19 protein-coding genes and 2 pseudogenes are annotated in these 25,305 nt (G+C 74.0%); 9 read left to right on the top strand and 12 right to left on the bottom strand.

Features of this window, described 5'->3' with window-relative positions; translation table 11 throughout:
- Positions 1 to 163: 163 nt before the first annotated feature.
- Complete coding sequence (locus ACFC02_RS02570; protein WP_376351086.1) at positions 164 to 2,728, bottom strand: helicase-associated domain-containing protein; 2,565 nt, start codon at positions 2,726 to 2,728, stop codon at positions 164 to 166.
- A 199-nt stretch (positions 2,729 to 2,927) separates the two neighbouring features.
- On the opposite strand from ACFC02_RS02570, the gene ACFC02_RS02565 reads away from it, so the two are divergent.
- Both ACFC02_RS02565 and ACFC02_RS02560 read left to right on the top strand, forming a co-directional pair.
- Positions 2,928 to 4,100 (top strand): hypothetical protein, encoded by a 1,173-nt coding sequence (locus tag ACFC02_RS02565; RefSeq protein ID WP_376351083.1) that lies wholly within the window; start codon positions 2,928 to 2,930, stop codon positions 4,098 to 4,100.
- A gap of 448 nt (positions 4,101 to 4,548) precedes the next feature.
- Positions 4,549 to 5,229: an HAD family hydrolase gene (locus ACFC02_RS02560; RefSeq protein ID WP_376351080.1), complete on the top strand. Its 681-nt coding sequence runs from the start codon at positions 4,549 to 4,551 to the stop codon at positions 5,227 to 5,229.
- Here ACFC02_RS02560 and ACFC02_RS02555 read toward each other — a convergent pair.
- Positions 5,205 to 5,453: a hypothetical protein gene (locus ACFC02_RS02555; protein WP_376351077.1), complete on the bottom strand. Its 249-nt coding sequence runs from the start codon at positions 5,451 to 5,453 to the stop codon at positions 5,205 to 5,207. The two genes, ACFC02_RS02560 and ACFC02_RS02555, sit on opposite strands and share 25 nt — an antisense overlap.
- 288 nt (positions 5,454 to 5,741) lie before the next feature.
- On the opposite strand from ACFC02_RS02555, the gene ACFC02_RS02550 reads away from it, so the two are divergent.
- Complete coding sequence (locus tag ACFC02_RS02550; RefSeq protein WP_037856949.1) at positions 5,742 to 6,125, top strand: cold-shock protein; 384 nt, start codon at positions 5,742 to 5,744, stop codon at positions 6,123 to 6,125.
- A 127-nt stretch (positions 6,126 to 6,252) separates the two neighbouring features.
- Here the strand turns inward: ACFC02_RS02550 and ACFC02_RS02545 are convergent, their stop codons facing one another.
- The 4 genes from ACFC02_RS02545 to ACFC02_RS02530 all read right to left on the bottom strand — a co-directional run bounded on the left by ACFC02_RS02545 (position 6,253) and on the right by ACFC02_RS02530 (position 10,043).
- The gene (locus tag ACFC02_RS02545; RefSeq protein WP_376351073.1) at positions 6,253 to 7,146 is read right to left on the bottom strand and encodes a 1,4-dihydroxy-6-naphthoate synthase; all 894 of its coding nucleotides are present in this window, start codon (positions 7,144 to 7,146) and stop codon (positions 6,253 to 6,255) included.
- The gene (locus ACFC02_RS02540) at positions 7,127 to 7,885 is read right to left on the bottom strand and encodes a futalosine hydrolase (RefSeq protein WP_376351070.1); all 759 of its coding nucleotides are present in this window, start codon (positions 7,883 to 7,885) and stop codon (positions 7,127 to 7,129) included. The genes ACFC02_RS02545 and ACFC02_RS02540 overlap by 20 nt, the downstream gene beginning before the upstream one ends.
- 55 nt (positions 7,886 to 7,940) lie before the next feature.
- A complete protein-coding gene (locus ACFC02_RS02535) occupies positions 7,941 to 8,408 on the bottom strand; it encodes a DUF2771 domain-containing protein (protein WP_376351067.1) in 468 nt (155 codons plus the stop codon).
- Between the two features lie 198 nt (positions 8,409 to 8,606).
- Positions 8,607 to 10,043: an MFS transporter gene (locus ACFC02_RS02530; protein ID WP_376351064.1), complete on the bottom strand. Its 1,437-nt coding sequence runs from the start codon at positions 10,041 to 10,043 to the stop codon at positions 8,607 to 8,609.
- Positions 10,044 to 11,566: 1,523 nt separating this feature from the next.
- On the opposite strand from ACFC02_RS02530, the gene ACFC02_RS02525 reads away from it, so the two are divergent.
- On the top strand, positions 11,567 to 12,493 hold the full coding sequence (locus tag ACFC02_RS02525; RefSeq protein WP_376351062.1) for a DUF3027 domain-containing protein: 927 nt from the start codon (positions 11,567 to 11,569) through the stop codon (positions 12,491 to 12,493).
- 189 nt (positions 12,494 to 12,682) lie between these two features.
- Here ACFC02_RS02525 and ACFC02_RS02520 read toward each other — a convergent pair whose 3' ends face one another.
- The 3 genes from ACFC02_RS02520 to ACFC02_RS02510 all read right to left on the bottom strand — a co-directional run bounded on the left by ACFC02_RS02520 (position 12,683) and on the right by ACFC02_RS02510 (position 15,462).
- Positions 12,683 to 13,810, bottom strand: coding sequence for a fatty acid desaturase (locus ACFC02_RS02520; protein ID WP_376351060.1), 1,128 nt, complete (start codon positions 13,808 to 13,810; stop codon positions 12,683 to 12,685).
- 106 nt (positions 13,811 to 13,916) lie between these two features.
- Positions 13,917 to 14,921, bottom strand: coding sequence for a diaminopimelate epimerase (gene dapF, locus ACFC02_RS02515; RefSeq protein ID WP_376351058.1), 1,005 nt, complete (start codon positions 14,919 to 14,921; stop codon positions 13,917 to 13,919).
- 142 nt (positions 14,922 to 15,063) lie between these two features.
- The gene (locus tag ACFC02_RS02510; protein ID WP_376351056.1) at positions 15,064 to 15,462 is read right to left on the bottom strand and encodes a hypothetical protein; all 399 of its coding nucleotides are present in this window, start codon (positions 15,460 to 15,462) and stop codon (positions 15,064 to 15,066) included.
- 54 nt (positions 15,463 to 15,516) lie between these two features.
- Between ACFC02_RS02510 and ACFC02_RS02505 the strand changes: the two are divergent.
- The 3 genes and pseudogenes from ACFC02_RS02505 to ACFC02_RS02495 form a co-directional block, all read left to right on the top strand.
- Positions 15,517 to 15,822: pseudogene (locus ACFC02_RS02505) on the top strand (Scr1 family TA system antitoxin-like transcriptional regulator); the annotation flags it as partial.
- Between the two features lie 36 nt (positions 15,823 to 15,858).
- Positions 15,859 to 15,975, top strand: a pseudogene (locus tag ACFC02_RS02500) (DUF397 domain-containing protein); the annotation flags it as partial.
- Between the two features lie 658 nt (positions 15,976 to 16,633).
- Positions 16,634 to 19,771 carry a sacsin N-terminal ATP-binding-like domain-containing protein gene (locus ACFC02_RS02495; RefSeq protein ID WP_376351054.1) on the top strand — a complete coding sequence of 1,046 codons (3,138 nt, stop codon included), beginning with the start codon at positions 16,634 to 16,636 and terminating at the stop codon, positions 19,769 to 19,771.
- A gap of 16 nt (positions 19,772 to 19,787) precedes the next feature.
- On the opposite strand, the gene ACFC02_RS02490 is transcribed toward ACFC02_RS02495, so the two are convergent.
- Together ACFC02_RS02490 and ACFC02_RS02485 are read right to left on the bottom strand one after the other, a co-directional pair.
- Positions 19,788 to 22,184, bottom strand: a complete 2,397-nt coding sequence (locus tag ACFC02_RS02490) for an HAD-IC family P-type ATPase (RefSeq protein WP_376351051.1) — start codon at positions 22,182 to 22,184, stop codon at positions 19,788 to 19,790.
- Positions 22,185 to 22,416: 232 nt separating this feature from the next.
- Entirely contained in the window at positions 22,417 to 22,704 is a 288-nt protein-coding gene (locus ACFC02_RS02485) for a DUF2530 domain-containing protein (RefSeq protein WP_376351048.1), read from the bottom strand.
- Between the two features lie 319 nt (positions 22,705 to 23,023).
- Between ACFC02_RS02485 and ACFC02_RS02480 the strand changes: the two genes are divergently transcribed.
- Complete coding sequence (locus ACFC02_RS02480) at positions 23,024 to 24,475, top strand: NCS2 family permease (protein ID WP_376351045.1); 1,452 nt, start codon at positions 23,024 to 23,026, stop codon at positions 24,473 to 24,475.
- A gap of 31 nt (positions 24,476 to 24,506) precedes the next feature.
- Here the strand turns inward: ACFC02_RS02480 and ACFC02_RS02475 are convergent, their stop codons facing one another.
- On the bottom strand, positions 24,507 to 24,689 hold the full coding sequence (locus ACFC02_RS02475) for a ribbon-helix-helix protein, CopG family (RefSeq protein WP_360967159.1): 183 nt from the start codon (positions 24,687 to 24,689) through the stop codon (positions 24,507 to 24,509).
- 157 nt (positions 24,690 to 24,846) lie between these two features.
- On the opposite strand from ACFC02_RS02475, the gene ACFC02_RS02470 reads away from it, so the two are divergent.
- Positions 24,847 to 25,284, top strand: a complete 438-nt coding sequence (locus tag ACFC02_RS02470) for a MarR family transcriptional regulator (RefSeq protein ID WP_360967156.1) — start codon at positions 24,847 to 24,849, stop codon at positions 25,282 to 25,284.
- Positions 25,285 to 25,305 lie beyond the last annotated feature (21 nt).

The following is a 25,305-nucleotide window of genomic DNA, read 5'->3' as shown; positions in this document are numbered from 1 at the left end:
ACGCGGCCGGACGGCTCGGCCAAAACTCCAGTGTGCACCACCGGCCGCACGGGCCGGGCCCCTCACGACGTGCGGCCGGTCGGCCGAGCCCGCCACGAAGTGCGACCGACCGGCCGACCGGCCGTCCGGACCGGCACCGGGACCTTGCGGGACTCCGGCGCCCTCAGCCGGCGTCCGGCTCCAGCTCTGCCACGCCCGTGATCCGGTGCAGGGGGTAGGTGCGTACCTCGTCGGCCGTGTGGTCGTACGCCGTCACGAAGCCGCCCTCGACGCGGATGGGGGCGATGACGTGCTGGCCCGCGGTGCCCTCGGCGTTGACGTAGCCGATCCACAGGGCCTCGCCGGTGAGGACGGCGGCCTGCATGGTGGCCAGGGTCTCGGCGGAGCTGGTGCGGGGCAGGTCGCCGTCGGCCGGGGCCGAAGCGGTCGGTCTGCGCGGCGCGGTGGAGGCCAGGTCACCTGCCCGGATCGCGCGCACGGCCGCCGACAGCAGCGTGGTGTCGGGGACGGGTGGGCCGTCCGGGACCGGTTCGGGGGCGGTGCGCGGCGGGGTGCGGTGGGAGTCGGCCCGGGCGATCAGGACGTCCCCCTCGGCGGATTCGGCCGCGGGGGCGTAGCCCATCGCGCGCAGGCCCTCCAGCAGGGTGGCCGGGTCGGCCGGGGTGGCCAGCACGGTCGGGGCCAGCCGCCGCAGGCGCAGCCCGGCGGACCGCTTGTCGGCGAGGATCTCGTTCAGCAGCGCGTCGTCGTCGCAGCGCACGTAGGCCGACGCGGCACCGACCCGCAGGTGCCCGTGGCGCCGGGCCACGTCGTCGATCAGGTACGCGAGCGGCTGCGGAACCGGCGTACGGGAGTGCTGGGCGAGGAAGGCGTGCAGGTCGGCGGCGGTGCGGCCGGCGTCCAGGGCGCGCCGCACCGAGGCCGGGGTGAACCGGTAGACCGTCGCGCCGCCCTTGGACTCCACGTCGGCGAGCACGCCGAGCACGTCCGCCAGCGGCCGTTGCAGCGGGCCCGGTGCCACCGCCGTCAGGTCAGCCTGGAGCAGGACGTGGTCCAGCGGTTCGGGCAGGAGCGGCGCGAGCAGCCGGGCGGCGTCGGCCGCGGCGGTCTCCTGCTCGGCGGCGGACATCGGGGTGGGGGAGGCGGCTCCCGGCTCCCCGGCGTCGGCCCGGTGGTGATGGTGGACGGGCAGCTTGTCGCCGGGGCCGGCGGATCCGGCCGGGCGTGCCGGGGCAGGGGCAGGAGGCGCGCCGAGCAGCGCCCGCCCGTGCGCGGACAGCGCGCCCCGCCCGGTGACGCCCAGCAGCTCGGCCTCGGACAGCGTCCACCGCGCGAGGCGTTCGCGCAGGTCGTGGTCGCGCTGTGGCCCGCGCAGCGGACGCTCCCAGCGAAGCCGGGCCAGGACCGACTCGACGGCCGGGGCGGCCCCCTCCGGCAGTCCGGCCATCAGGGACAGCACGCGGCGCCGTACCTCCGGGGCGGCCGAGCGGTCAAGACCCGGGCCGAGCGCGGACAGCGTGCGGTCCTTCGCGTCCCGCCCGCCGACCACACCCGGCGTCCGCGTCGCCGACAGCCACGCCCGGGCCAGCCGCGCCCAGCGGTCGGCGGCGGCCCGCTCCCGCCACTCGTCGTACGCGGGGGTCGCCGCGAACCGCTCCTCGACGTCGCCGTCGGAGGCCAGCAGCCCAGCCGCGTAGGCGAGTTCGACCCAGAAGGCGGCGACCGGCTCGGACACGTCCAGGGCGACGGCGGTGCGCTTGAGGTCGCGCACGCTCAGGCCGCCCGCGCGCAGCACCGTCGGACCGCCCTCGTCCCAGTCCTTCAGCAGTTCCTCGACGGTGGCCAGCGCGGTGTACGCCTGTCCGGCGGCGGTCGCGTCCACCACCTGGGCGCGGTGCGTGGCCGCCGGCTCCACGGCGGGCGGCACCGGCTCGGGCGTGCGGTGCGCACGGCCCGCCCGCAGGTGCAGTGCCACCTCGCGGGGCAGGACGACCGTGCCGGGCGCCGTGGGCAGCAGCAGCCCGCGGTCGAGCAGCCGCCGCAGGCGCGGGGCCGGGTCGGCGGTGACCTGCCCGTACGGTGGCCCCCACACGAGGCGGTCGAGCACGTCGAGGGAGTCGTCCGGTACGTCTGCGAGCAGCGCGGCCATCCGCACCCGGTCGCCGAACAGCGCGGTGAGCGAGGCCACCGCGGAGACCGAGTCATGGGTGGAGGGCAGCCCGGCGGCGGTCACGATCTCCTGGATCCGGCCCGGTGACATGCCTGCCGTGGCCTCCTGCACCGTCGGGCCGAGCCCGGTGGGGGAGGGGTGCTGTGCGGAGGGGGCGAGCAGCTCACGGGCGGTGCGCACCAGGCGCAGCCGGTCGTCGCCGCCCCAGACCAGGGCCTGTTCGCGCAGCGTGCCGAGTGCGCGCGGCAGCGCGGCGGCGACGGCGGGCTCCCCCTCGTCGCCGGCCATGAGAGCGAGCAGTTCGGCGTAGGCCGCCGGGTCCGCCGCCACGGCCAGCGCCTCCGCCGTCTGGAGGGCGAACCGGTCCAGCCGCTCCAGGGCACGCACCACGGAGGCGCGGGTACCGGCGCGGGTGGCCAGCTGGGTGAGGTCGGTGGGGACCGGCGTGATGAGGTCCGGGCGGCTGCGCAGGAGCGCGCTCAGGGAGGCGTCGTCCCGCGCGCGAAGCGCCTCCGCGAGCGAGCGGGGGGCCGCCGCCGGTTTCTCATCGCTGCTCATCCGACCCACGGTAGCGGGTGCGTACGACACCGCAGCAGGCTTCCGGCGCGCGGGCGGTGCGGCCGGCGGCGCGACCGCGGGCGGCCACGGCCGGGTCCGGCGGCACGGACGGCCGCGCGTCGCGGGTGGCTACGGCGGCCGCCGCGCACGCGGTACCGTCGTCCCACGGGGTCATCGGCCAGCCGCCCCGGAGGGGTTCGTGGGGATCGAGAGCGACCAGGTCGTCTACGAGTATCTGAGCCGCGTCGGGGACGTGGCCCAGCAGCGCCAGCTGTCCTCGGCCACCCGGATGCGGCTCGTGTCGGAGCTGCGCGACGAGATCGACCGGTGCCGGGCCAGGGCCGCGGTCGACAGCCCCGCCGCGGTGCGGCGCATCCTGGTCCGGCTGGGCAGCCCCGACGACATCGTCGCCGCGGCGGGCGGTGCGGACGGCCGGACCGCCGGCTCCCACGGCGAGGCGCGGACCCAGGGTCCCGCCGTGCCCGTACAGCGCGAGCCGGCCCCCAAAACCGGAGCCGTGCCCGGCTCCGCACCCTGGTCCAGGCCCGCGCCCGGCCCCGCCCGCACGGCCGAGGCGGCCGAGGCGGCCGGGACCGACGACGAGGCCGCCGCCCCGGGGCGCCGGCGGCCGAAGGGCCTGCGCCGGGTCGTACCACGACCACGCCCGGGCCGCCCCGCCCGCCCGGAGACGGACCCCGCACCGCCGGCGGGCGGTGCGGTCCCGCCGCACCTGGCGACCGCGGACCAACTGGGCGGCGGCGCGGGCCCCCGCCCCGACTGGTGGCGCACGGACGACAGCCCCTTCGGGCTCGGTGACGACGTGCCGGCGGGTTTCGTGGGCGGGGTGGAGATCCCGGACCTGCTCAAGGCCCCGCCGCCGAAGACGCCGGCCGAGGCGGCGGAGGCCGTCCCCGCGGCCGACGCGCCGGGAGAGGCGCAGGCGACCGGGCCGGACGCGGCCGGAGCCGGCACCGCCCCCCGGCGGCGCTTCCCGCTGCTGCCCCGGCGGGCGCCGAAGGCGGCGGGCCGCGCCGGGAGATGGAGCAACCCGCTGCTCCTGCTCGCCGCCGCGCTGCTGGTGGGCGGCGCGGTGACCGGCAACCTGTTCGCGCTGCTGTTCGGCTGGGTCATCGCGTACGGCTCCCGGCGGCTGACCCCCACGGAGTCCAAGTGGGCGGTCGTGGGCATGCCCGGCCTGGCCCTGGCCGCGGGCCTCCTCTGGCTGTGGGGCCGCAACGACGGCCGCTGGGGCACCCCCATCGCCCAGGGCCACATGAACGACGCGGTCAGCCAGACCTGGCCCTGGGTGGTCCGCACGGCGGCCGTCCTGTCGGCCCTGTTCCTCCTGTGGCGCTCACAACGCCGACGGTGAGCATCGCCGGCCGGGGGCGACGGGGACTGGGCCAAGGGCCCGGGGGCCGGACCGGCGGACGGGGCCGAGGACCGGGGACCGAGCGGTGGATCGGGCAGCGAGGACCGGAACCCGGGGCCGAGGACCGGCGGACGGGACTGAGGACTGGGGACCGAGCGCCGGGAGACCGGGACCGAGCGCGAACGGCCGGGACCGAGTGGGGGCGGACGGGGCCGAGGACCGGCGGACGGGACTGAGGAGCGGGGGAGTCGAGCGGCGACTCGGGCGCCGAGGGGTGCGGCCGGGAGCCGGGGAGCGGCGGTCGGGGCCGGGACCGAGCGACTGGGGAGCGCGACCGAGCGGCGGGGGAGCGAGAGCTGGGGGCCGGGGGCCGGGGCAGGCTGGAGGCCGGGTTCGTGGTCGGGGACCGGGGGTCGGTCGGAGGTGGTGCGCGGGCACAATGGCTTGCATGACCTCGCGCCTGCTGACCGTCGGTTTCGATCTCGACATGACCCTCATCGACTCCCGCCCGGGCATCCACGCCTGCTACGTGGAGCTGTCCGAGCGGACCGGGACACCCGTCGACGCCGACCTGGTGGTCACGCGGCTCGGGCCGCCGCTGGAGGATGAGCTGGTCAACTGGTTCCCGGCCGAGCGGGTCCCGGCCGTGGCGGATCTGTACCGCGAGATCTACCCGGCGACCGCCATCGCCCCCACGCTCGCGCTCCCGGGCGCGCGGGAGGCGGTCGCGGCCGTGCGGCGGGCCGGCGGGCGGTCGATCGTCGTGACCGCCAAGTACGAGCCGAACGCCAAGCTGCACCTGGAGCACCTCGGCATCGAGCCGGACGCGGTGATCGGCGGCCTGTGGGCGGAGCAGAAGGCGCAGGCGCTGCGCGAGTACGGCGCCCAGGTGTACGTCGGCGACCACGTGGGCGACGTACGCGGTGCCCGCGCGGCCGATGCCCTGTCGGTGGCGGTGGCCAGCGGGCCGTGCGACGAGGAGGCGCTGCGGACGGCCGGCGCGGACGTCGTCCTCACCGATCTGACCGCGTTCCCGGCGTGGCTTACCGAGTACACGGAGCGCAACGCGCGCATTTCGGCCGAGAACGGCCCCGGCGGCGCTGCCTACCCCGCCTCGCCGCGGGCCTGACGGCGGCCCGCCGCGATCGACCGGAGCACTCCGCCGGCGGCGATCACGAAACCGACGGCCATGAGCATGCTCAACCCGAACATGTAGGTCGGAAAGGGCTTCGCCCCGAAGAACAGGGGCGCCACCGTCACCATGGTGGCCAGCGCGCCGATGGAGAACACGATGGCACCGGCACGGATCAGCCGGTCACCGGGAGCGGGATTCGCTTGGGTCTTGTCACGCACCGGTCCAGGGTAGTTCCCCGCGCGGGTGAACGGGCCGGGCGCCGTCCGGCTCACGCCCGTGGGTGGCGGCGCACATCGCCGGCCGCGTGAGCGGGCGCGCACGCGGGCGCGGACCGTCGCCATCGCTTCCCCCCACCGCGCCACGCCTCTTTTGCGCCACTCGGGGCGCACGGGCGAGAGGCCTTGTCACGGGGCGTGGTTAAGGGCGTGATGGGGTGGGGAGAGCCCCGGTAAGGTGGTTCGACGGCAGTTCAACGGCGTCCGGGACCGATCGAGGGAGTGTGTGCTTTGCCGACTGGCAAGGTCAAATGGTTCAACAGCGAGAAGGGCTTCGGCTTCCTCTCCCGCGACGACGGCGGCGACGTCTTCGTCCATTCCTCGGTCCTTCCCGCCGGAGTAGACACGCTCAAGCCGGGACAGCGCGTGGAGTTCGGAGTGGTCGCCGGCCAGCGCGGCGACCAGGCCCTGACGGTGACGCTCCTGGAGCCGGCCCCCTCGGTCGCGGCGGCGCAGCGCAAGAAGCCGGACGAACTGCTCTCCATCGTGCAGGACCTGACGACCCTCCTGGAGAGCGTCGGCCAGACCCTGGAGCGTGGCCGCTACCCCGAGAAGGCCTCCGGCAAGAAGGTCGCCGGGCTGCTGCGGGCGGTCGCCGACCAACTGGACGTGTGACGCGGCGCCCCGCCGCTCCCGGCCCCGGTCCGGGCCCCAGCCCCCGCCCCAGCGACGGCCGTCCTGGTCCCGGTGACGGTCGTCCCGGTCCCAGCCCTGGTGACGGGCTTCTCGGGCCCGTCCGCGTTCACGGGAAGGCCAGCGCGTCGGGGCCGAGGGGCGGGACCAGGCCCTCGGCCGCCGCACGGGTGAGCAGTCCGCGGACCGCCGCGTAACCGTCCTCGCCGAGGTCGGCGGTGAACTCGTTGACGTACAGCCCGATGTGCTGGTCCGCGACGGCCGGGTCCATCTCCTGGGCGTGCTCCATGACGTACGGACGCGACGTCTCGGGGTCGTCCCAGGCGGCGCGCACGGAGGCGCGGATCGAGGCGGCGAGCCGGTCCAGGGTGTCCGCGCCCAGCGACCGCTTGGCGATGATCGCGCCGAGCGGGATGGGCAGCCCGGTGGTGTCCTCCCAGTGCTCACCCATGTCGGCGAGCTTGTGCAGGCCGTAGTTCTGGTAGGTGAAGCGGGCCTCGTGGATCACCAGGCCGGCGTCGACCTTCCCGTCCCGCACGGCCGGCATGATCTCGTGGAACGGCATCACGACGATCTCACCGACCCCGCCGGGCACGGTGTCCGCCGCCCACAGCCGGAACAGCAGGTACGCCGTCGACCTCTCGCTCGGCACCGCCACCGTACGGCCCTTCAGGTCGGTGCCCGGCTCCCTGGTCAGCACCAGCGGACCGCAGCCCCGGCCCAGCGCGCCGCCGCACGGCAGCAGCGCGTACTCGCCCAGGACGTACGGCAGCACCGCGTACGACACCTTCAGCACGTCGTGCTCGCCGCGCTCGGCCATGCCGTTGGTGACGTCGATGTCGGCGAAGGTGACGTCGAGGGCCGGCGCGTCGGGGACGCGGCCGTGGGCGAGGGCGTCGAAGACGAAGGTGTCGTTGGGGCAGGGCGAGTAGGCGATCCGCAGGCTGCCGGGGCCCTGCGGGCGGTCGGCGTTCTGCGGGCGGTCAGCGTTCTGCGGACTCATGTGGGTTCCAACTCTCCAGTACGGGGACGAGCTTCCCGAAGCCTTCGGTGAGGGCCGCGAGCGCGTCACCGATGCGCCAGGCGGAGCGGTCGCGCGGGCCGACGGGATTGGAGACCGCGCGCAGCTCCAGTACGGGGACGCCGTGCGCGCCGGCCGCCTCGGCGACGCCGAACCCCTCCATGGCCTCGGCGAGGGCGCGGGGATGGCGGGCGCGCAGGACGTCGGCGCGGGCGGCGGTGCCGGTCACGGTCGAGACGGTCAGCACCGTGCCCGTGGCCGCGCCGGTCGCGGCACCGGCGGCCCGTACGAGTGATGCGGGCGGACGGTGGGTGACGGTGCCGAAGCCGAGTTCGGTCACCGGCAGGAAGCCTTCGCCGGTCTCGGCGCCCAGGTCGGCGGCCGTGATCTCGTCGGCGAGGACGAGTGAGCCGACGGGTGCGCCGGCGGGCGCCTGCGAGGGATGGCCGGCGCCCGCGGCCGGTGGGAGGCCTACGTCCGCGGCCGGTGCGCGGCTTCCGCCCGCGGCCGGTGCGAAGCCGCCCGCGATGCCGGCGGAGACGACCAGGTCGTACGGGGTGCCGCCGAGCGCCGCCGCGGTGAGGGCGGTCGCGGTGGAGGCGGCGGCGAGGGCCGGGCCGACCCCGGCCGCGATCAGGTCGTGGCCGCCGAAGCGGTGCACGGTCACGCCGGGCAGCAGCACCTCACGGGCCGGCCCGGCGCAGGTGAACGCCCGTGCCACCGCGTCCCGTTCGACGGGGACCGCGGTGGCGACGAGTACGCGTACGGAGGACGTGTCAGGAGTCCTTCTGCAGCTTGAAGGACCACACGCCCGTCACGTCCTTGTCGCCCTCCTTGACGGCGATCCAGGTGGAGTTCCCGCTGGCGCCGTACTGGGGGTTGAAGAACACGCTGCCCGGGATGGTCGTGTACGTCTTCTTGCTGGTCTCGGTCAGCGGCTGACCGTTCATCAGGATGGTCCAGCCCTTGTCCGCGATGTCCGGGTCGACGCCGAAGCGGACGGTCTCGTCGGTGTCGACCTTGATGGTCTTGTCCGACTTCAGGCACTTCGGCAGGTCGGCGGTCTTGATCGCCTTGCCGTTGTTGTAGCAGGTGGCCTCCGAGTGCACCGAGTTGTCGCCGACGGTGATCGTGGCCATCGGCGTCGGCTTGTCGCAGGCCGTCAGGAGAAGCAGTCCGGCGGAAACGGCGCCGGCGGCGGCGACGGCGCGGCGGCGTCGCACAGCGGATTGCAGCGAGGTCATGGCGGAAGGCTATCGGGCGCGTCCAGCCCACCGCCCACGCGGGGGTACGGCGTGCCGCCCGTCCACCCGCCCGTGACCTGATCCCCCGCAGCCCGCCCGGCCCCCGGCCCCGCCCCCGGACGGCGGCCGGCAGGCCCCCGGCGGGCCGGGACGGGGTGGCGGTCAGGGCCCCGGCGGGCCGGCCGGGACGGGCGGCGGTCAGGCCGGGTGGGGGCGGCTCGGGGGGCTGTGGCGGGCCGAGGCGAGCAGGCCGCGGGCCGTGGACAGCCAGCCGGCCGCGACGATCGCCGCGCCCACCGACAGGCCCAGTACGCCGTTGAGGGGAAGTGCGATGCCGATCGCGCCGCCCAGCACCCAGGCCACCTGCAGCAGCGTCTCGGAGCGGGCGAACGCCGACGTGCGCACCGCCTCCGGTACGTCCCGCTGGATCAGCGCGTCCAGCGACAGCTTGGCCAGCGCCTGCCCGAACCCGGCGAACGCGGCCAGGCACGCCACCAGGAACGCGCCGAAGAACACGGCCGCCGTGACCGCCACCCCGAGCACGATCGCGACGACCGTCACGATGATCAGCTCCGGGGCGCGCGAGCGCAGCCACGCGCCCACCGCCGTGCCGAGCGCGTTGCCCGCGCCCGCCGCGACGCCGACTATCCCCAGCGAGACCGCCGCGCTCTCGCCGGTCAGCGGGTGCTCGCGCAGCAGGAAGGCGAGGAAGAAGATCAGGAAGCCGGACAGGCAGCGCAGCGCCGCGTTCGCCGCCAAGGCGTGCGTGACGGCCGTGCCCACGCTGCGCAGCCCGGGCCGCCGGGGCGGTGTGCGGCGCGGCCCGTGCGGCCGCTCGGCGTCCGCCGCGAGCCGCGCCCGGTCCTCGCCCTTGGCCGAGTCGACCTTGCGGGGGAGCGAGAAGGACAGGAACGTTCCCGCGACGAAGATCACAAAGGCGCCGTAGAGCGGCCAGCGCGGCCCGACCATGTGGAGCCCCGCCCCGACGGGCGCGGCCACGCCGGTGGCCAGCAGCCCGCCCAGCGTGACCCGGGAGTTCGCCTTCACCAGCGAGAACGAGGGCGGCAGCAGCCGTGGCACCACGGCGCTCCTGACCACGCCGTACGCCTTAGAGGCGACCAGTACGCCGAGCGCCGCCGGATACAGTTCGAGGCCGCCGCCGGCCGCGGCGCCCGCGATGATCAGTGCGAGCAGCGCGCGGGCCAGCATCGCGGCGGCCATGGCGGCGCGCCGCCCGTGCGGCAGCCGGTCCAGCAGGGGGCCGATCACCGGTGCGAGGACCGTGAACGGCGCCATCGTGATGGCCAGGTAGAGCGCGACCCGGCCGCGGGCCTCGTCGGTGGGCACCGAGAAGAAGACGGTGGAGGCGAGCGCCACGGTGATCATGACGTCACCGGCGCCGTTCACCGCGTGCAGTTCGATCAGCTTGCCGAGCCCGGACTCGCCCGCGCCGTGCGCGTGCGTGACCCGGCGGATCCCGCGCGCGGCACCGGCGAACGGCAGCCGCAGGGCACGGCCCACCGCGCGGACGGACCCGCCGAACCGGCCCGAACCGCTGCCCCGGCTGCTTCCCCCCGCCACCTCCTCGGGCTCACCGAGCCCTGTGGTCTCCGGGGGCGTCCTCGCGGCTGCCACCCCGTCATAGTGCCCCGATACGGCCGCAGGTAGCGCCATTACGGCACGGAACGGCGACGACACCCCCGACGGACGACCCCGACGGCCGCGCCCCTACGACGACTTCCAGGGGCGCGCCCCTACGACGTCCCCGACGGCCGCGCCCCGACGACGACCCCCACGGGCGGGCCCCGACGACGACCTCCACGGGCGGGCCCCTACGACGACCTCCACGGGCGGGCCCCTATGACGACTTCCAGGGGCGCGCCTCTACGACATCCTCGACGGCCGCGCCCCGACGACGGCCCCGATGACGGCCCCCCACGGGTGCGCCCCTGCGGACGACCAGGCGGGGCGCACGCGAGAGGGCACCCTGGCGGGCACCGTCGCCCGCCCTCCGCCCGGCCCCGGCCGAATCCCCGGCCCGGCCAGGGCTGCTCCCCGGCCGTCCCCCGTCCGAGGCTGACGGGCGCGCCCCTGCGGACGGCCCCCGGTCCGGCGGGACGCACCCGGCAAGGCGCCCTCGTCCGGCTTCCGCCCGGCTCGGAGCGACCCCTCGGGCCCGGCCCTACGCAGATCCCGAACCGCACAGATCCCGAACCGCACAGATCCCGAACCGCGCCTCCCGGCCGAGGCCGCCGAGACCGACGAACGCCCCCGCGGGCCACGCGGGACGCACCCGGCAGGGCACCCCGGCGGCGCACCCGCCCCCGCACCGCCCGGCCCGGCCCCCGGCGGATCCCGATGTCGCCCCATGCCGCCCCGGACTGATCCCGTACCGATCCCGGAGCAGCTCCCCGGCGGATCCCGTCCGCCCCTGGCCGCCTCCGTCCCGGTCCCCGGCGGTCCCCGGCCCCCTGGATCGCTTCCGTACCGGCCCGGCGCTCCTGCACCGCGCCCTGGCCGCCTCCGTACCGGTCCCCGGCGGTCCCCGGCCCCCTGGATCGCTTCCGTACCGGCCCGGCGCTCCTGCACCGCGCCCTGGCCGCCTCCGTGCCGGTCCCCGGCGGTCCCCGGCCCCCTGGATCGCTTCCGTACCGGCCCGGCGCTCCCGTACCGCGCCCTGGCCGCCTCCGTGCCGGTCCCCGGCGGTCCCCGGCCCCCTGGATCGCTTCCGTACCGGCCCCGGCAGGCCCCGCACTGCCCCTAACCGCCTCCGGAACCGCCCCCGCCTGCCGCCTCCGAATCCGCCCCCCTGCCGCCGCTGCACCCGCCCCCTGGCCGGTCCCGGGCCGCCCCACCGGCCGTCTCCGGCCCCCTCGCCCGCCCCCGAACCCCCTCCGCCCCGAGCGACGGATCCCCGCCGCGTGGTGGTGAAGGGACCGTCGGTGTAGGCCCAGCGGCGGCGAGAAGGTAGCGTGCGTAGCGCGCCGTGGCGAACGTTCTCGGCCGCGCGCCTTACGTGCATACCGCAGAATGGATGACGTAGGTGCGCCCGAGCGCGATCGGGCGCGGACGTCGACGCGGTCCAGGGTCCGCTCCGTCCGCCCCGCCGCCTTCAGGCCGGCGCACCCGTCAGACGGCGTAGGAGAGAAGCGATACCTGTGAGCGCAGCGACCACGCGAAGCCGCACCCCCGACCGCCTGTGCGCCGAGGCGGTCGACCTCGCCCGTGCCGCCGCCGAGGAGGCGGCCGCTCCCGGCGTCGTCGGCGAGCACGCGGGACTGATGTCCGAGGGCGACCGCGTCGTCACGCACTTCTTCGAGTGCAAGGAGCCGGGCTACCGCGGCTGGCGCTGGGCGGTGACCGTGGTCCGGGCTTCCCGCGCGAAGATCGTCACCCTGGACGAGGCCGTCCTGCTGCCCGGCCCCGACGCGCTCCTCGCCCCCGAGTGGGTGCCCTGGAGCGAGCGGCTGCGCCCCGGCGACATGGGGCCCGGCGACCTGCTGCCCACCGACGCCGAGGACCTGCGCCTCGAGCCCGGTTTCTCCGGCGAGGACGAGCCCGCGCCGAACTCCGCCGTCTCCGCGGGGATGGCGGAACTGGCGGAGGCCGAGGACGCCGACGTCACCGCGGGCCCCCCGCGCAACCTGCCCGTGGCCCCCTCGCGCGGTTCGATCGCCGCGGTCGCCGAGGAACTGGGCATGCGCCGCGCCCGCGTCCTGTCCCGCTACGGGCTGCACGTCGCCGCCGACCGCTGGGAAGAGGCGTACGGCGCGAAGACCCCGATGGCCCAGGCAGCCCCGGCAGCCTGCGTGAGCTGCGGCTTCCTGGTGCCGATCGGCGGCTCGCTGGGTCAGGCCTTCGGTGTCTGCGCCAACGAGTTCGCCCCGGCGGACGGCCGCGTCGTCTCCCTGACGTACGGGTGCGGGGGCCACTCCGAGGCCGCCGTCATGCCGAAGCCGCCCCAGCCGGCCGCGCCCGTGGTCGACGAGACCCGCGTGGACCCGTTCCCGCTGCGCCCGGCCCGGGACTCGGGCTCCGTGCCGGACACCTCCGACGAGGACACGGCGGAGCTGGGGCACTCGTAGGACTGCGGTGGCGGCACGGGGCGGCCCGTGCCGCACAACTCCGAAGCGGCCGCCTTCCCCTGGGCGAGCGCTTCGGTCAGGGGCCGCGCGCGGTTCTGCCCGGGTGATCCTGAGAGAAGCCGTCCTGGGCGCCTCCCTCGCGCTTCGCGCGCGTTCATGTCACTCATCACTCGGGATCGCCGAGCGCGCCTACTGTGGCGAGTGGCTGAGTGGTTGCGCATCCTGGCTGCCGCTGGGTTGGCCGCTGCTGGCCGGGCCGTCGGCGTGGGCCACGGGAGCCGCTGGGGCCGCGAGAGCGTGCCAGTGGCGGCGCAGTACAGCCGACTCGCCGAGGACGAGCGCGTGCGGCCGGTAGCCCGGGCCGATCAGGGAACGTTCCAGCGCGGGCAGGTAGTTCCAGCGCACCGCCGGGTGCGCGGAGTGCGCGAAGTGGTACAGGTCCCCGTACGGCAGCCACGTACCGCGTGCGAGCAGGGCGAGCAGCATGTTGCGCGGGTACAGGCGCAGGCACCGTCCGGCCTCGACGGCAACCGGCGGCCTCGTAACCTGCTCCGGATCGAACCAGCGGTGTTCCACCAGCAGCGACATCCAGGCGAGCTGCGGATAGAGCAGCAGCCGGGGCAGCAGGAAGACGAACAGGGCCGCCTGCCAGCCGAATCCCGCAGCCAAGGACGCTGTCACTGCCGCCGGACCGGCCGCCCGAAGGCGCCCGGCGCCCGGCTCCCGCCCCAGAGCGGCCAGGCTCCGCACGGTGCCGGACATCCCGGCCGGAGTGAGCGGGTGGACCGTGCCGAGCACGTAGCGTGCCGTTCCGGTCCCGGTCCGCAGGCCTGCCCGGTGCAACTCCGCCAGGTTGGGGTCGGCCCCGGAGACCGTCGCGTTCGGGTGGTGCTCGCGGACGTGCCGACGGCGGCGTACGGGCACCGGAACGAACCCGAGTGGGACATGGACGGCCGTCTCGGCGAGCAGCGTGTTCAGCCGGCCGGAGCGCGTCAGGACGCCGTGCACCGCGAAATGGCTGACCTCCTGCAGATGGCGGAATTTCACCGCGCCCGCGAGTGCGGCGACCGCGCATCCCCACGCACCGCCGTGCACGGCCACCGCGCACCATCCGGCGAATTCCAGCCAATGGCCCAGGAGCAGGAGCACGGGCGTGACGTTGTTGAGCCGCTCGCGCTGGAGCGACATCACCGCCCGAAGCGAGGCGGGCTCGGGCCGCCCTCTTGCCGTCCGTACCGGACTGAACCACCACCGGTCCGCCTGCCGCAGCACGATCCCCACCGCGATGACCACCAGGCCAGCCGACAGTGCCCCCACGCCGTCCCCTCCCCGTAAATCCCGGCCCCGCACTCGGTCGGGGGCCCGGCCGAGCAGACGCGGTGCCGCGCTCCTTGCCGGCCAGGCCTGCGGAGACGGGCGGTGGTCAGATCTCGGTCGGGTGGATTCCGGCCTCGTGCAACACCTTCATGTTTTCCCGGTTGAGCTCCGCGAACGCGCCGATTTCAGCCATGTGCGCGGAGCCCGCGTATCCCACCGGACCGTCCCCGAGGAGCACGGCGGGGTCCAGCTCGGCCTCGTACACGATGGTGGCGTTGCCCTCCAGGACGGGCTGCCACACGTCACCGACGGGCTGGAGCATGCTCCGGGCGACTCCACCGGGGTTGCGTACGGTCACCGGCCGCTCGGGCTCCACCAGCCCGAGGCGGGACAGGACCGCGCGGGAGGCCGCGATGCCCGAACCGCATGACGGCGTCAGTCCCGCTCCGCGCTCATAGGTGTGGATGAACACTTCGTCGTCCGAGAGCGGCAGCACGAAGGACAGGTTGGCGCCGATGGGGAACACGGACGGTGATGCGGCCACCCGCTGCCCCGTCTCGATCAGTTCCGCCTCGTCGTAGTTGTCGATCACCGTGATCAGGTGCGAGTTCGGCACCGCGACCGCCGTCACACGGCGCGACGGGTGGAAGGCGGGCAGCAACCGGTCGACATATGCGCCACCTGCACCCGCCTCCGCAACGATGGGGTGGACAGGGGCGAAGTCGACGGCGGGCAGCTCGACGGAGACCTGACGCACGCCGTGCGGCGTACGGCCCCGGTCGCGGACGGTGAAGGAGTACGGTCCCTGGTCCACGACGACGGACTCCGCCTGGTGGCGGTCCAGCAGTATGCGGCCGGCGCATCGCATTCCGTTTCCGCACAGCAGTGCCTCGGACCCGTCCGGGTTGTAGAACCAGGCCCGCGCGGTGCCGTCACCGTGATCGGCCACGAAGTACACGCCGTCACCGCCCAGCCCGCGCTTGCGGTCGCACAGCAGGCCGACGGCCCGGGTGAGCTCGTCCGCCGTGGTGAAGTGATCGAGGGGCGCCCCGTCGACCACGAAGATGTCGTTCCGGGAGCCGTGGGCCTTGGTGAGCGAGAGAGTGGACATCAGGTACTTTCCGTCGCGCTGTGACTTCGCGCGGTCCCGCCAGGTCCGGACCGGCTGTCTTTTCATGCTATCGAAGCGCGTGCAAGGGGTCGGTGCGCACGGATCGGCGAGCGGTGCTCCGCGGCGGGCTGTGGGCAGCACATCAGAGCCGCGCCGCTGCTTCCCGCACGGTGTCTTCGTTCCACGTTCCGGCGTCGAGCATGGGCCGTGCGGTGGCCTCGTACGACTGGAGGATGAACGGTGCCGAGTCCGAGCCGTGACCCCAGATGGACTCGAAGCGGCCGGCCCAGCGCTCGACCTGCTTGAAGTAGACGGAACTGCGACCCCGCCGGTAGTCGCTGTCGCCTTGTTCTTCTTCCAGCAGGACCGCCGCCTTCGATATCACGACGAAGTCCACGGCCTGGTCGGCGCGCAACCGGTCCCGTACGGCGAGCGCGCACTGCACGCCCAGAGAGCGGTGGTGGTCGATGAGCGCCAGCAGGGAGCGGGCGAACTCGTGCTTGACGAGATCGTCCTGCCAGCAGATGAACAGCCTCTGCACCGTCCCGCCCCCCTCGATCAGGCGCCGGTTGACGGCCAGGTAGTCGCGTCGTAGGCGGCCGGCCTGCGTGCCTCCGAGTTCGGCAAGGCCATCGGCTACGGCGAGGACATGGTTTACAAGGTCGAGGGCGGCAGGCGGATCCCCCGGCGGGACTATCTCGTCATGTCCGACCAGGTGTTGAACGCCGGTGGGCTCGGCACGGCGATGTGGGAGGACGTGTAGAAGGTCCGGTATCCGAAGACGATGCGGGATCTGGCGCGGATGGAGGCGCAGGCTGTCGAGGTGACTGCGTATGGGACGCGCAACCTTCACGGACTGCCGCAGACGCAGGACTGCATGCGCGCGCTGTTCGAGATGCGGTGACCGGCGCATTCGGAGGACCAGGCGGAGCGACTCGACGAGTGTGTCGAGGTCGCGACCACGCTTGGCACGGTGCACGTCCGTGACTCCGAGAACGTGGAAGGGGCCCGGTTGGGGTTTGCCCCGGCCACGTGGGCACGGTTCGTGCCGTAGGTGTCCGGGAGCTGATCACGTTGCCTGGTCCGCCCGCTACTCCAGCAGCAGGCGGACCAGCTGGTCGAGCTCCTCGGCGTCCGGGGAGTCGGCGATGACGGAACGGATTGCTTGGCGCAGCTTGGTGATTCGGGTTCGCCGGGTCGAACTCCGGGATGGGGAGCTGCCATACGGCCTTGTCAACGTGCCTCTCGTCCTTGCCGTAGGACATCAGAGGGCGAACGGCCCCGGTCAATGCTGGCGTATTCAGGATCGCGCAGAGGTACATGCCTTCTTGGACACGGCGGAGCTGGGGCACTCGCAGGGCACACCACCGCCTGCCGCCCGTCCACCGCTCGCCGCCTGCCCCGCCCGTTCCCCCGCGCGGTACCTTCGTCCTCACCCTCGTCGTGAGGAGAATGCACGACTTGAACCCTCCCCAGCTGACGCGAGGGGATTCCTGACTCAGGAAAGCCCCGCAGGTCCGCGACCTGAAAGGTCTTGTTCCCTCAACTTCCCTCAACATCAGCCGGGACGGAACCTGCCCGGTTCGGTACTGCACAATCGAGGTAGCTCGTGCTTGGTTCTGGCAACGAGCCGTTGCGCTGGCTTGGTTCTCGCTCAGCGTGCCGAACATCTTACCCTAAGTATGCGAGCGAGTAATCGCCGGAGGAACAACGTGAGCATGTTGGTGCAGCCCTCCGCCGGGGCGGACCCGTTCGGGACCGTGCGGCTGCGGCGCGGTGTGCTGGACGCCTGGGCGACCAGCCCGGCCAGGTTCCGTGAGGACGCCAACGCCGAGGAGGACCTCGTCCTCGGCGGCTACCGGGACCGGCTCGTCGTCGAGCTGGCGCAGAACGCCGCCGACGCCGCCGCCCGCGCGGGCGTGCCCGGCCGGCTGCGCCTGACCCTGCGCGACGGGGTCCTCGTCGCCGCCAACACCGGCGCCCCGCTGGACGCGTCGGGCGTGGAGTCGCTGTCCACGCTGCGCGCCTCCGCCAAGCGGGACACCGCCGCGTCCGACCTGCCCTCCGTGGGCCGCTTCGGCGTCGGCTTCGCCGCCGTGCTCGCTGTCACCGACGAACCCGCCGTCATCGGCCGGCACGGCGGGGTGCGCTGGTCCCTGGCCGAGGCCCGGGGCCTGGCCGAGGAGACCGCCCGGCACAGCCCCGGCCTCGGCGACGAGATCCGCCGCCGCGACGGCCACGTGCCGCTGCTGCGGCTCCCGTTCGCCGCCGAGGGCACCGCGCCCGACCCGTACGACACGGTCGTCATCCTGCCGCTGCGCGACGCGGCCGCCGCCGACCTCGCCGAACGGCTGCTGCACGCCGTCGACGACGCGCTGCTCCTCGCCCTGCCCGGCCTTCAGGAGGTCGTCGTCGAGATCGGTGCCGCCGCCGCACGCACCCTGCGCCGCCGCACCGAGGGCCCGCTGAGCGTCGTGGAGGACAGCGCGCACGGCACCACCCGGTGGCGTACGGCCGCCGCGCACGGGCCGCTCACCCCCGACCTGCTCGCCGACCGGCCGGTGGAGGAGCGGCTGCGGCCCCACTGGTCCCTGACCTGGGCCGTCCCCGTGGACGCCGACGGCGGCCCGCTCGCCCCGCGCACCAGCCCGGTCCTGCACGCCCCCACCCCGAGCGACGAACCGCTCGGCGTGCCCGCCCTGCTCATCGCCTCCTTCCCTCTGGACACCACCCGCCGGCACACCGCGCCGGGAGTGCTCACCGACTTCCTCGCGCAGCGCGCCGCCGACGCCTACGCCGGACTGCTCGCCGAGTGGCGGCCGGTGACCGAGGCCCTCATCGGCCTCGTGCCCGGCCCGCTCGGCAAGGGCGAACTGGACGGCACGCTGCGCCAGGCGATCCTGGAACGGCTGCCGCGGACCTCCTTCCTGCCACCCGCCGCCGAGCGGACCGAAGGGCAGGACGCGGAGGACCTGCCCGTCTCGCTGCGGCCCCGCGACGCCGAGGTCGTGGAGGGCGCGGGCGCCGAGACCGTACGGGTCCTCGCCGAGGTGCTGCCCACTCTGCTGCCCGCCGGACTCGAACGCCGGGCGGAGCTGCGCACCCTGGGCGTGGCCCGCGTGCCGCTGACCGACGCCGTGGACCGGCTGGCCGGTCTGGAGAAGGAACCGGACTGGTGGCGGCGGCTGTACGACAGCCTGGCCGGCGTCGACCCGGACCGGCTCTCCGGGCTGCCGGTGCCCCTGGCGGACGGGCGTACGACGATCGGCCCCCGGCAGGTGCTGCTGCCCACCGCGGACGCCGCCGCCCTCGCCGACCCGGACGTGCTGGCCCGCCTCGGCCTGAAGGTCGCCCACCCCGACGCCGCCCACCCGATCCTGGAGAAGCTGGGCGCGCTGCCCGCCACGCCGCGCGCGGTGCTCACCACCCCGCAGGTGCGGGCCGCGGTCGCCGCCTCCCTCGACGAGGACGCCGGCGCGTGGGATGAGGACACCCCGGACGCCGAGGAACTCGCCGACACCGTCCTCGCCCTGGTCAGGGACGCGGGACTGGAACCGGGCGACGAGCCCTGGCTCGGGGCGCTCGCCCTGGCCGACGAGGACGGCGAACTCGCCCCGGCCGGTGAACTGGTCTTCCCCGGCGGCCCGTTCGCCCGGGTCGTGCGCGAGGGCGAACTCCCCGCCGTGGACGCCGAACTGGCCGCCAAGTGGGGCGAGGAGCCGCTGGCCGCCTGCGGCGTGCTCGTGGACTTCGCGCTCGTCCGCGCCACCGACGTCGTCCTCGACCCGGACGAACTGGAGCCGCGCGAAGGGGACTTCCCCGAGCCCGACGACCCCGGGCTGCTCGACGCGGTCGACGTGTGGTGCGAGGACGTCCTGGACCGCTTCCCGGACACCCCGGTGCCGCCGGTCGCCACCGAGATCGTCGCCGTGCGCGACCTGGACCTGGTGGAAGACGAGCAGTGGCCGCAGGCCCTCGCCCTGCTCGCCCGGCCGCCGCTGCGCGACGCCCTCACCCAGCCGGTGCGGATCCTGCTGCCGGACGGCACCCACGAGGTCGTACGCCCCTACACCGCCTGGTGGCTGCGCGGGCACCCGGTGCTCGGCGGACGCCGCCCGGCCGGTCTGCGCGCAGCGGGCTCCGACCCGCTGCTGCGCGGCCTGTACGACGAGGCCGACGCCACCGGTTTCGACGACGAACAGGTGCTGCGCGCCCTGGGGGTGAACACCTCCGTCGCCGCCCTGCTCGACGAACCGGGCGGCGCCGCCGAACTGCTCGACCGCCTCGCCGACCCCGAACGCCGGGTGACGGCCGCCCAGTTGCACGCACTGTACGGCGCGCTGGCCGAGCTGGACCCGGAGCGGGTCACCCTGCCGGACGAGGTGCGGGCCGTCGTCGACGGCCGGGTCGAGGTCGTGGACGCGGCCGACGCCGTGGTCTGCGACTCCCCGGACCTGCTGCCCTTCACCTCGGGCGTCCCGCTGCTGCCGGTACGGCCCGCGCTCGCCGCCGAGCTGGCCGACCTGTTCCAGGTGCGGCGCCTGAGCGAGTCGGTCACCGGCTCGGTGGACTCCGAGGGGACCGAGCACGACGTACCGGAGGCGGTGGGGGTCCTGCTCGGGCCGCGCACGCCCGTCACCTACGTCGAGCACGAGGAACTCGTCGTGGACGGCACCGAACTGGACTGGCGCCTCACGCCCGACGGCGTCCTGCACGCGGCCACCCTGGAGGGTGTCGCCGCGGGCCTGGCCTGGGCGGCGGGCCAGTGGCCCCGCCGCTTCGAGGTCGCCGCCCTGCTGGAGGACCCGTCCCGCACGGAGGAACTGGCCCGCGACCGCTGGTTCGACTGACCTACGGCCAAAGGGGCTACACCGTGGAGCGCCGCCCCACCCACTTCCACAGGAACTCCAGCACCACCGCCGCCACGACGGCGATGCCCACCGCCAGCCAGGGCATCGCCGTCCCCACCAGCTTCAGCGCGAAGAACCGCTGGAGGGCCGGCACGGCCAGGACGACGAGGAAGGCCGCGCCCATGGCGGCCACCAGGAGCACCCGCCACCAGGTGTAGGGGCGGGCGACGATCGCCAGCACCCACATGGAGATCAGGAACAGGGTGAGGGTGGCCGCGCTGGTCTCCGCGTCGAGCGCGTCCGGGCCGGTGTAGTGGTGGCGGGCGATCAGGTACGTCACGAAGGTCGCGACGGCGGCCAGGACGCCGCCCGGGACCGCGTAGCGCATGACCCGCCGGACGAAGTGCGGGCGGGCCCGTTCCGTGTTGGGGGCGAGGGCCAGGAAGAAGGCGGGGACGCCGATGGTGAGCGTGGACAGCAGGGTCAGGTGCCGGGGCAGGAACGGGTACTCCACCTGCGAGCACACCACCAGCACGGCCAGCAGCACCGAGTAGACCGTCTTGACCAGGAAGAGGGTCGCGACCCGGGTGATGTTCCCGATGACCCGCCGGCCCTCCGCGACCACCGACGGCAGGACGGAGAAGCTGTTGTCCAGCAGGACGATCTGGGCGACCGCCCGGGTGGCCTCCGAGCCGGAGCCCATGGAGACGCCGATGTCGGCGTCCTTGAGGGCGAGGACGTCGTTCACGCCGTCACCGGTCATGGCGACGGTGTGCCCGCGCGACTGGAGGGCGGCCACCATGTCCCGTTTCTGCTGCGGGGTGACCCGGCCGAACACGGTCGCCCCGTCCAGTTCCCTGGCCAGGTCGTCGCGTTCGGCGGGCAGCCGGCGCGCGTCGACGGCGGAGCCGGTGAGCCCGACCTTGGCGGCCACCGCGCCCACCGAGACGGCGTTGTCCCCGGAGACGACCTTGGCGCGCACCTCCTGGTCGGCGAAGTAGCGCAGCGTGTCGGCGGCGTCGGGCCGCAGCCGCTGCTCCAGGACGACGAGGGCGGCGGGCGTGACGTCGTCGGCCACCTCGGGGTCGTCGAGCTCACGGCCGGCGCGGGCCAGCAGCAGCACGCGCAGCCCCTGCTCGTTGAGGTGCCCGGTCTCCGCGAGGGCGGGGGAGCCGTCGGGCAGCAGTACGTCCGGGGCGCCCAGCAGCCACGTACTGGACTCGCCGTCGCCCTCGCTGAAGCTGGCGCCGCTGTACTTGCGGGCGGAGGAGAAGGGCAGCGACTCCACGCAGCGCCACTCCTCGCTGTCCGGGCAGGCGTCGATGATCGCCTGGAGGGAGGCGTTGGGGCGCGGGTCGGACTCGCCGAGCGCGCCGAGGACCTGGCGCACGTACGGCTCGGCGTGGCCGTTCAGCATCCGCAGCTCGGTGACGTCCATGCCGCCCTCGGTGAGCGTGCCCGTCTTGTCCAGGCACACGGTGTCGACGCGGGCCAGGCCCTCGATGGCGGGCAGCTCCTGCACGAGGCACTGCTTGCGGCCCAGCCGGATGACACCGATGGCGAAGGCGACGGAGGTGAGCAGCACCAGCCCTTCCGGGACCATCGGGACGATCCCGCCGATGGTGCGGGCGACGGAGTCCTTGAGGTCGTCGTTCTTGGCCACCAGCTGGCTGATGACCAGGCCGATCGCGGTCGGCACCATCATCCACGTGACGTACTTGAGGATCGTGGAGATGCCCGTGCGCAGTTCGGAGTGGACGAGGGTGAAGCGGGAGGCCTCCTCGGCGAGCTGGGCGGCGTAGGCCTCGCGGCCGACCTTGACCGCCTGGAACGCGCCACCGCCGGCGACGACGAAGCTCCCGGACATGACCTGGTCGCCGGGGCGTTTGACGACCGGGTCGGCCTCGCCGGTGAGCAGGGACTCGTCGATCTCCAGCCCGTCGGCCTCGACGCAGGTGCCGTCGACGACGACCTTGTCCCCGGGACCGATCTCGATCACGTCGCCCAGGACGATCTCGGAGGTGCCGATCTCGGCGGCGGTGCCGTCGCGGCGGACGGTGGGCCGGGACTCCCCGATCACGGCGAGCGAGTCCAGGGTCTGCTTGGCCCGCCACTCCTGGACGATGCCGATGCCGGTGTTGGCGATGATCACGAAGCCGAAGAGGCTGTCCTGGATCGGCGCGACGAACAGGGTGATCAGCCAGAGCACGCCGATGATCGCGTTGAAGCGGGTGAAGACGTTGGCGCGGACGATGTCGGCGAGGGAGCGGCTGCTGCGCACCGGGACGTCGTTGACCTCGCCGCGGGCGACGCGTTCGGCGACCTCGGCGGAGGACAGGCCGCCCGTCCTGGCCGGCGGGACGGGTATGGGGTGCACCGGGTCCAGTTCCGCGCCCGCGTCGGTGTGGCTCATGCTTTCGACGGTACGTGCCGATGTGCGGCTTCACTCGTCGAGCGGGGGCAGAGCACGGGCCGGCGGGGGCAAGATCCGACCTGGGGATGAGGGACGTCCTGCGGCGGTTGTACGCGGTGCGGTGGTGCGCCGTCCTACGCGGCGGTCGCGGCCGGGGGAAGCGGTGGCCACCGGGGGAGGCGTCGCGGCCGTACGCGGCGTTCGCGCCCCCGGGGCCCGGGGGGCGTGGCGGTTACTCCGCCGACGCGGGGCGGCCCGCCGGGGCCGTGTCGCGCTGCGCCGCCGCGCGCTTGATCGCCGCGTCCCGCTTGCGCACGTACCAGACGCCGACCAGGCCGAGGCAGCCGCCGGCCAGGCAGGTCCACAGCCACCAGGTGTGGTGGTGGTCGTCGAACCAGCCGTAGAAGGGGATCTGGACCAGGAAGAGGACGAACCAGACGATCGTGCCGCCGGTGATGGTGGCGACCACGGGGCCCTCCAGGGGCTCCGGCGCCTCGTGCTTGGGGGTCCACTTCGCCATGGGCTCAGCTTACGGCCCGGCGCCCGTGGGCCCGGGTGCCGGTCCGCACCGCCCGCGTGGGGAGCGGGCGCCGGTCTGTGGCCCGGGCGAGGTACCTGGCCGGACGCAAACAGGACAGGGGTCTACGCGCGGAGATAGCCTTTTGCGCTTCATATGTTCATACTGAAACAGTCTGAGTCTGGCTACTTCTCTTCGTATGAAACACCAACAGGGCGACCGGGGGGAACCTGCTGGTGACGGAAGTGGCGGGACTCGTTCACGTTTGGTCCCCTTCCCGGCCCGGTACTCACGTACTCCCCGCATCCCTGAGGTCATCCGCATGTCCACCTCGGCCACCGCCAAGGTTCCCGCCCCCCAGAAGCCGGGAACGCCGCCCCTCCTCGGCGCTCTCGACCGCTACTTCAAGATCTCCGAGCGGGGCAGCTCCCTGGCCCGTGAGGTCCGCGGCGGATTCGCCACCTTCTTCGCGATGGCCTACATCATCGTGCTGAACCCGATCATCCTGGGCAGCGCGAAGGACATGTACGGCCACCAGCTGGACCACGGCCAGCTGGTCACCGCCACCGTCCTGACGGCGGCGTTCACCACGCTGCTCATGGGCGTCATCGGCAACGTCCCGATCGCGCTCGCCGCGGGGCTCGGCGTCAACACGGTCGTCGCGCTCCAGCTCGCCCCGCGCATGTCCTGGCCCGACGCCATGGGCATGGTCGTCCTGGCCGGCTTCGTGGTGATGCTGCTGGTCGCCAGCGGGCTGCGCGAGCGCGTGATGGCGGCCGTGCCGTTCGGGCTGCGCAAGGGCATCGCCATCGGCATCGGCCTGTTCATCATGCTGATCGGCCTCGTCGACTCCGGCTTCGTCTCCCGCATCCCCAACGAGGCGAACACCACCGTCCCGCTCCAGCTGGGCGCGGACGGCCACCTCAACGGCTGGCCGGTCCTCGTCTTCGTGCTCGGCGTGCTCCTCACGCTCGCCCTGCTGGTGCGCAAGGTTCCCGGCGCCATCCTGATCTCGATCATCGCCATGACCGTGCTGGCCGTGGTCGTCAACCTGATCGCGCACGTGCCGTCCTGGGGCCTGACCACTCCGAAGTGGCCCGGCAACCCCGTCGCCACCCCCGACTTCGGCCTGGTCGGCCAGGTCAGCCTGTTCGGCGGGTTCCACAAGGTCGGCGTGCTGAACGGCGTCCTGTTCGTCTTCACCGTGCTGCTGTCGTCGTTCTTCGACGCGATGGGCGCGATCATGGGCATCGGCGACGAGGCCAAGCTGACCAACGCCGAGGGCCAGATGCCCGGCATCAACAAGGTGCTCTTCGTCGACGGCATCGCCGTCGCGGCCGGCGGCGCCACCTCCTCCTCCGGCACCACCTGCTTCGTCGAGTCCACGGCGGGCGTCGGCGAGGGCGCCCGCACCGGGTTCGCGAACATCGTCACCGGCCTGCTGTTCGCCGTCGCGCTGTTCCTCACGCCGGTCGCCACCATGGTCCCGTCCCAGGCGGCCACCCCGGCGCTGCTCGCGGTCGGCTTCCTGATCCTGTCCGGTTCGATCCGCGAGATCGACTGGTCGGACTACACGATCGCCGTCCCGGCCTTCGTGACGATGCTGATGATGCCGTTCACCTACTCGATCACCAACGGCATCGGCATGGGCTTCATCACCTTCGTCGTGCTGCGCCTGGCCGTGGGCCGCGCCCGCGAGATCCCGGTGGCGATGTACGTGGTCTCGGCGGTCTTCGCCTTCTACTACCTGATGCCGGCCCTGGGGCTGACCTGATCCGCGGCCCGGGGCCCCTCGGCCGGGTCGCTCAGGTGACCCCGTAGAACCGGTCCGTCTCCTCGACGGCGGCCTGGAACCGTTCGTCGAAATCATTTCGAATGAGCGTCCGGACGACATAGTCCTGGACGCTCATTCCTCTTTTCGCGGCGTGGGACCGGAGCCGTTCGAGCAACTCGCGGTCCATGCGCAGGCTGAGCACGCTGGTCCCCATGGAGACGAGGGTCCCGGCACGGTTCCGCATGAGGTGTCACGTTCCCCGTCCGTATCACCCATATGAGTGATGTGGGCGCACGGGAGTGGCCGGAGTCACGGACCATGTGCGTGTCCGCGGTGGTCTTTAGCGAGAGTAATGAGTTACTCTAAAGAACATGCCGGACCTTACCCATGGCGACGACGCGGCCGCCGTGAACTCCCTGCGATCAGCCGTGATGCGGTTGTCCCGTCGGCTCAAGCACCAGCGGGTCGACGAGTCGCTCAGCCCCACCGAGATGTCGGTGCTGGGCACCCTGTCCAACTGCGGCAGCGCCACACCCGGCGAGCTGGCCCGCAAGGAGCACGTGCAGCCCCCGTCGATGACCCGCATCGTCGCGCTGCTCGAAGCCAAGGGACTGGTCCGCCTGGAGCCGCACCCCGAGGACCGGCGCCAGAAGGTCGTCACCAAGACCGAGCAGGCCGAGACCATGCTCGAGGAGAGCCGCCGCAAGCGGAACGCCTTCCTGGCCGGCCTGGTCGACGGCCTCGACGAGGACGAGTGGGCCAAGCTGCGCGCTGCCGCCCCCGTGCTGGAGAAGCTCGCACACCTGTAGAACGTCAGCAGCCGCAAGGAG

Source organism: Streptomyces sp. NPDC056160, from assembly GCF_042268205.1.
Classification (GTDB): Bacteria; Actinomycetota; Actinomycetes; order Streptomycetales; family Streptomycetaceae; genus Streptomyces.
The sequence above is the reverse complement of the archived record's forward strand: the minus strand, read 5'-3'. Positions and strand labels throughout refer to the sequence as shown.